The sequence below is a fragment of the Frankia sp. CoBUL1 genome (genome assembly GCF_978021245.1).
Map to the genome: position 1 here is coordinate 1 of NZ_CDXDOS010000193.1, position 6,653 is coordinate 6,653.

The 6,653-nt window shown below is 66.4% G+C and carries 3 protein-coding genes and 3 pseudogenes; 4 read left to right on the top strand and 2 right to left on the bottom strand.

Annotated elements, in window-relative coordinates; translation table 11 throughout:
- A partial coding sequence (locus tag AC08OX_RS13335; protein WP_476608116.1) for a hypothetical protein occupies positions 1-710 on the top strand: 710 nt, incomplete at its 5' end.
- A 173-nt stretch (positions 711-883) separates the two neighbouring features.
- Here the strand turns inward: AC08OX_RS13335 and AC08OX_RS13340 are convergent.
- A pseudogene (locus AC08OX_RS13340) lies at positions 884-1,264 on the bottom strand (DDE-type integrase/transposase/recombinase); the annotation flags it as partial.
- 148 nt (positions 1,265-1,412) lie between these two features.
- On the opposite strand from AC08OX_RS13340, the pseudogene AC08OX_RS13345 reads away from it, so the two are divergent.
- Positions 1,413-1,547: pseudogene (locus AC08OX_RS13345) on the top strand (NADPH-dependent FMN reductase); the annotation flags it as partial.
- A gap of 31 nt (positions 1,548-1,578) precedes the next feature.
- Positions 1,579-1,698, top strand: a pseudogene (locus tag AC08OX_RS13350) (IS6 family transposase); the annotation flags it as partial.
- A 233-nt stretch (positions 1,699-1,931) separates the two neighbouring features.
- On the opposite strand, the gene dnaE reads toward AC08OX_RS13350, so the two are convergent.
- Positions 1,932-5,483 (bottom strand): DNA polymerase III subunit alpha, encoded by a 3,552-nt coding sequence (dnaE, locus tag AC08OX_RS13355; protein WP_476608117.1) that lies wholly within the window; start codon positions 5,481-5,483, stop codon positions 1,932-1,934.
- A 278-nt stretch (positions 5,484-5,761) separates the two neighbouring features.
- On the opposite strand from dnaE, the gene AC08OX_RS13360 reads away from it, so the two are divergent.
- Positions 5,762-6,472, top strand: coding sequence for an IS6 family transposase (locus tag AC08OX_RS13360; protein ID WP_476608118.1), 711 nt, complete (start codon positions 5,762-5,764; stop codon positions 6,470-6,472).
- Positions 6,473-6,653: the final 181 nt, after the last annotated feature.

Below are 6,653 nucleotides of genomic sequence, written 5' to 3' on the forward strand. Positions count from 1 at the left end.
GGCTCAATGTCGAGCTCGTCCAGCGACGGGGTGGGCTCCTCACGAACAAGGCACGTAACCCTGACCAGGAGGCAGCCCTCACACGTCTTGATCGCTTCTTCGGAGGCGACTGGTGGCGCGAGATCTACCTCGACTCTCGAGGTGGCGGGTCGACTCTCACCGCGAGCCAGGACGCCCTCGCCGTCGTTGACGAGTTCCGCAAGAAAGTCCGGGCGCAGACCGGGCATGGCGCCTTCTGCGTTCCGATCCGCCGGAAGCCGCACCACCTTCCGCTGTTCATCCTGGTGCTGTTTTACCAACGCCCGGTCGCGACCTGGAAGTTCAACGAGGCCGCTTCCGGGGCCAATGCCGACTGGAGGGCAGCCTGCCGAGGCGAGGAGCTCGCCGAGGATGAAGACCGGCGACAGGGGCAACTCACCCTCGACGAGCTCCTCCCGTCGCCCGAGCAGCAGGCCGCAGATGAAGCAGAGAGACTGGGGCGGGAGTGGGTGGCCGAGATCTCGAACAACCTCCGTCTGCTCGCCTCCGAGAAACACCCAGTCCCACTCCTTCCCCGCATCGTCGACGTGTACGGTCAGACGCTCGGCCTGGCCCGCGACAAGCACGTCCGTCGCGCTTGGGACGCACTCGCCAAGGCGAACGTTGTACGCCCCCGGGGCAAGGTCCGGTACGTCTACCAGGACACCATCGCCTCGGTCGGCGCCCCCTGACCCGCCGCGAGCCTCCTGCACAGCGGACAGCGGCCTACCTGACGCGGCCACGACTGGCCAGCGGACTCGACAACCTGCTGGGCCGTTCATCGACGCCGTCGCTTACGGACGATCGCCAGGCACTGTTGCGTTACGGGGAAGCTGAGCATGCCAGCGGCCGGTGTGGCTGCCTGTCAGACGGCGGCGGCGAGCTCAGCGAACGCGGCTGCCAGCCTCATCTGCCGGTTGCTGTCGATCCCGAGTTCGTAGTGGCCGCGGCGGATGTTCTGGACCAGAGCATGCCCGGAACTGATCGTCTGGACCGACCGGAGGCGTTTCAGCCCGCGCATCGGCCGGAGCCGTGCTTTCAACCGGCCATGGTCGGCTTCGATCCGGTTGTTCTCCCGAGGGGCGTCGACGTGGCAGGCCTCGGGCAGCAGCTCGTCGAGAATCCTCGGGTAGACCGAGGCCTTGTCGGTCGTGACCTCGGCCGGTCGCCGACCATGTGTCAGCGCGCGGGTGAAGAAACCGCGGGCAGCGGGCTGGTCGCGGCAGGTGCTGGCGAGGACGTCGATTGTCGGAACCGGTGGACGGACGCGACGTCGACGCATCACTCGATCATGACTGATCGGCGGCCTCCGGACAGCGGACTCCGCCGATGCAACAGAGCCGTTCCGGGCACCTACCCGGCGCGAGAGCGGATCCTGCAGATCCGCGAAATACACCGAGTGGCAGGCGAAGCCCGTGGGTTTCGTCTCCTACGGCGGTCATGCGGGCGGGCTGCGTGCGGTGGAGCACCTGCGTCAGGTATTCGCCGAGCTGCACGCGTTCACCGTCCGCGACACTGTCAGTTTCCACACGCCGATGCGTGTCACCGGCGCCCGGTCATTCCGCACGCGCCTTGGTCCAGAACATCCGCCGCGGCCACTACGAACTCGGGATCGACAGCAACCGGCAGATGAGGCTGGCAGCCGCGTTCGCTGAGCTCGCCGCCGCCGCCGCCGTCTAACAGGCAGCCACACCGGCCGCTGGCATGCCCAGCTTCCCCGTAACGCAACAGCGCCGAACCAGCCAGCCACACACCCGCACGAAGACCAGATAGAGCAGGCGGATGGACACAGCTGACCATCATGCCGGCAGCCCGCTCCACCGCGTCAGCGCGTCAGCCCAGCTCACGGGCCCAAGCCGACTTCTGGCACCCCACAACCTCGGCAGGCTGTCCCGCCTCCGGCGACGGGTCGCTCATACGGTGACCGCTCGGGCACCCAGCAGGGCCTTGAGGTCCCCGAGCAGCGAACTACTCGCCTGCACCTGGAGTTCGAGCAGGAGCAGATGCGTGTTCTGCGGGCCTTCGAGACGCAGGTGCACCGGAGTTGTCCCGGGATGGGTCGTCAGGACGAGTTTGAGGTCATCGACCAGCGGTGGTGTGATCTTGTGTGACGGCAGAGTGATGACGACCAGCGGTCCGTTCACGTGCGTCGCGACATCGACCACCGTCAGGTCCTGGGCGAACAGCGAGACCGACCCCTCCCGCTCGTTGATCCTGCCCCGCACCGAGATGACCGCGTCGGTCACGAGCGCGTACGAATGGACCTCGTAGGACTGGGGGAAGAACACCACCTCGACGGAGGCGTCGAGATCCTCGACGGTCACGATCGCCCACGCTTTGGCGGTGTTCTTGTTGATCCGCTTATCGATCTTGCTGATGATACCGGCGATCTGTACGGTCGTCCCGTCGCTGGCCTCGGCGAGGTCGACGATCCGGGTGTCGCGGTGGCGATCCAGCGCCCGCTCGGCACCCTCCAGCGGATGCGAGGACACGTACAGGCCGAGCATGTCGCGTTCCTGGGCCAGCAGCTCCTTCTTCGGCCATTCGGGGCCGGACAGGTCCAGGTCGAGTCCTAGCGCCGGGCTCTCCTCCTCCTTGCCGGCGCCCCCGTCGCCGAACAGGTCGAACTGGCCGATGGCCTCGGCCCGCTTCGTGATGATCACCGCGTCGATCGCGTTCTCGTGCACGTTGACCAGCACCCGGCGGTGATGGCCCAGCGAGTCGAACGCCCCGGCCTTGATCAGCGAGTCGATGGTGCGCTTGTTGCACACCCCGATGTCGACCTTCTGCAGGAAGTCGGCGAACGACTCATACGCGCCCTTCCTCCGCCGGGCCGCGGCTATCGAGGCGACGACGTTCTCCCCAACATTACGGACGGCCCCCAGGCCGAAGCGGATCGAGTCCCCGACCGCACCGAACCGCAGGTCCGACTCGTTGACGTCGGGGGGCAGGACCTGGATACCCATCCGGCGGGTCTCCGCCAGGTACACCGCCATCTTGTCCTTGTCGTCACCGACGGACGTCAGCAGCGCCGCCATGAACTCGGCCGGGTAGTTGGCCTTGAGGTAGGCCGTCCAGAACGACACGACGCCGTACCCGGCGGTGTGGGACTTGTTGAACCCGTAGCCGGAGAACGGGACGAGTACGTCCCACAGCGCCTGGACCGCCGCGTCGGTGTAGCCCCTCTCCTTCATCCCGGCGGAGAACCGAGCGAACTCCTTGTCCAGGATCTCCTTCTTCTTCTTACCCATCGCGCGGCGCAGCAGGTCGGCGCCGCCAAGGCTGTAGCCGGCCAGCTCCCGGGCGATGGCCATGACCTGCTCCTGGTAGACCACCAGATGGTAGGTCTCGCCGAGGATGGGCTCCAGCGCCTCGGCGAGCTCGGGATGGATCGGGAGGATCTCCTTGCGGCCGTTCTTGCGGTCTGCGTACTCGATGTGGCTGTTGGCCGCCATCGGTCCGGGCCGGTAGAGCGCGAGCACGGCGGCGATGTCGCCGAACTTCGTCGGTGCCATCAGGCGCAGCAGGTTCCGCATCGGCCCGCCGTCGAGCTGGAACACCCCGAGCGTGTCCCCGCGGGCCAGCAGCTCGTACGTCTTGGCGTCCTCCAACGGGAGGGTGGACAGGTCGATGTCGACGCCGCGGTTGCGCTTGACGGCTTCGATCGCGTCACCGATGACGGTGAGGTTCCGCAGCCCGAGGCAGTCCATCTTGAGCAGGCCCATCTCCTCGCACTGAGGAAACGGGAAGCCGGTGATGATCGCGCCGTCGTTGTCCCGGCGATGGATCGGCAGGACATCCAGCAGCGGCTCCGAGCACAGGATGACCCCGGCGGCGTGGACACCAGTGCCGCGGGTGAGCCCCTCCAGCCCCCGCGCGGTGTCGATGACCTTCCGAACCTTGGTGTCGGTCTCGTACTGGGCCCGGACCTCGGCGGCCTCACCGTACCGCTCATGGTTCGGGTCGAAGATCCCGGCCAGCGGGATGCCCTGGCCCATCACATCCGGCGGCATCGCCTTTGAGATCTTGTCACCGAGGGCGTAGTCGTAACCCAGCACCCGGCACGAGTCCTTGATCGCGGCCTTGGCCTTGATGGTGCCGAAGGTGTTGATCTGCGCGACGCGGTCCTCGCCGTACTGCTCGGTGATGTAGCGGATCACCTCACCGCGTCGACGTTCGTCGAAGTCCAGGTCGATATCCGGCGGGCTGATCCGCTCCGGGTTGAGGAACCGCTCGAAGATCAGCGCGTGCTTGATCGGGTTCAGCTCGGTTATACCCAGGATGTAGGCGATCATCGACCCGGTCGCCGATCCACGCCCCGGACCCAGCCCGATGCCCCGATCTCTCGCGAACTTGCAGATGTCGGCGACGACCAGGAAGTAAGCCGGGAAACCCATCTTGTCGATCACGCCGACCTCGTAGTCGACGCGCTCGACCACATCGGCGGGCACGCCCGCAGGGAAGCGCCACGTCAGTCCGCGGTCGATTTCCTTGCGCAGCCAGGACAGCTGCGTCTCACCCGCGGGGACAGGGTAGCGCGGCATCCGGTCCACAAACTTGAAAACATCGTCGTAGGACTCGACGCGCTCGGCGATAAGCAGAGAGCTGTCGCAGGCCCCGGGGACCTCACTGTCCCACAAGTTGCGCATTTCCTCCGAAGACTTGAGATAATATCCCGATCCGTCGAATTTGAAACGGGTCGGATCGTCGAGTTTTTTACCGGTGCCGACGCACAGCAGCACCTCGTGGCTGCCCGCCTGGTCCTCGGTCACATAGTGCGAGTCGTTCGTGGCCAACGGGCGGAGTCCCAGCCGCTTGCCGATGTCGAGCAGCCCCTGGCGGACGCTGCGCTCGATCGGCAAACCGTGATCCATCAACTCCAGGAAGAAGTTGTCCGCGCCGAAGACCTCCTGGTAGGTGGCCGCTGCCGCGAGCGCCTTGTCGAACTGGCCCAGACGAAGCCGGGTCTGCACCTCACCTGACGGACAGCCCGTGGTCGCGATGATCCCTTCGGAGTACTGGGAGACCAGCTCGTGGTCCATCCGCGGCTTGCGGTAGTAGCCCTCGATCGACGCGATCGACGACAGCCGGAACAGGTTGCGCAGCCCGGCGGCGTTGGCTGCGAGCATCGTCATGTGGGTGTAGGCGCCGCCACCGGACACGTCACCGCCCTCACCCGCAGGGTCGACGTCGCGCTGCGAGCGTTCCCCCCACAGGACAGGCCGCTTGTGGTGGCGCGACTCGGGCGCCAGGTACGCCTCGATCCCAATGACCGGCTTGACACCGGCGGACTTCGCACCCTGATAAAATTCGTAGGCACCGAACATGTTACCGTGGTCGGTCATCCCGACGGCCGGCATCCCCAGCTTCGCCGCTTCCTTGAAAAGCAGGCCCGTTTTCGCCGCACCGTCCAGCATCGAATACTCAGTGTGCACATGGAGGTGAACAAAAGAATCCGTCGGCATCCCAGTCCCCTCTCGCCCACAACGGCCCGCCGGTCGGAGTCTAACCCCGCCACCCAGAGCCACCGGAGAGGCACGCGGCACAACAGCCCCTAAGCGCGTTGATCCTCCAAAGACAATTCGTTGAGATCAATGGTGGACCCGTCGACATACCCGAGAACGCAGCGACGCGATGAGGCGCGCCCTGCGCCGTGACCAACCACGTGCCGCGCGAGCGCGCCGGCTCTGTTGCATCGGCGGAGTCTGCTGTCCCGCGGCTGTCGATCGGTCATGATCGTGTGATGCGTCGACGGCGTGCCTGTCCACCGGTCCCGACATCGGAGTTCGCGGGGTTTCGGTTCCCACCTGAGGTGATTGTCCTCGCTGTCCGCTGGTACCTGCGGTACGCCCTGTCCTACCGGGACGTCGAGGAGCTGCTCGCCGAACGCGGCCCCGAGGTCGACCACGTCACGGTCTACCGGTGGGTGCAGCGCTTCACGCCCTTGCTGGTGGAGGCGGCCCGGCCGTGCCGGCACCTGCCCGGGGACAGGTGGTTCGTCGACGAGACGTATGTCAAGGTCGCCGGCCGGTGGACGTACCTGTACAGGGCGGTTGACCAGCACGGGCAGGTCATCGACGTCCTCGCCAGCGCACGGCGCGACCAGGCTGCGGCACGCCGGTTCTTCACCGCGGCGCTGTCTCACGGCCGCCGGCCGGTCGAGGTCACCACCGACAAGGCCGCCGTTTACCCGCGGATCCTCGACAAGCTGGTACCCGAAGCCTGTCACGTGGATGCCGCGCGGGAGAACAACCGGATCGAATCCGATCACAGCCGGTTGAAAGCCGGGCTCCGCCCGATGCGCGGACTGAAACGGCTGCGCTCCGCCCAGACGATCAGCGCAGGGCATGCCTTCGTCCAGAACATCCGCCGCGGCCACTACGAACTCGGGATCGACACCGACCCGCACGCACGGCTGACAGCCGCGTTCACCGAGCTCACCCTCGCGATCTGATCACCCGTTCGGCAGGGTCAACCATGCCCCGCCTTCCCCCAACGCAACAGACCCTCATAGCGCACTCCCAGGATGTCAGGGGCTCCCTGACACCCTGGGTTGTCAGGGAGCCCCTGACAACCGCCAGGCGCGTTCGCGTACCGGAAGCTCTCGTCGCGTCGTTACTGAGACACGCTCCTAG

Coding starts and splice junctions, on each gene's coding strand:
- dnaE (WP_476608117.1), bottom strand. CDS start 5,483: ATGCCGACGGATTCTTTTGTTCACCTCCATGTGCACACTGAGTATTCG.
- AC08OX_RS13360 (WP_476608118.1), top strand. CDS start 5,762: ATGCGTCGACGGCGTGCCTGTCCACCGGTCCCGACATCGGAGTTCGCG.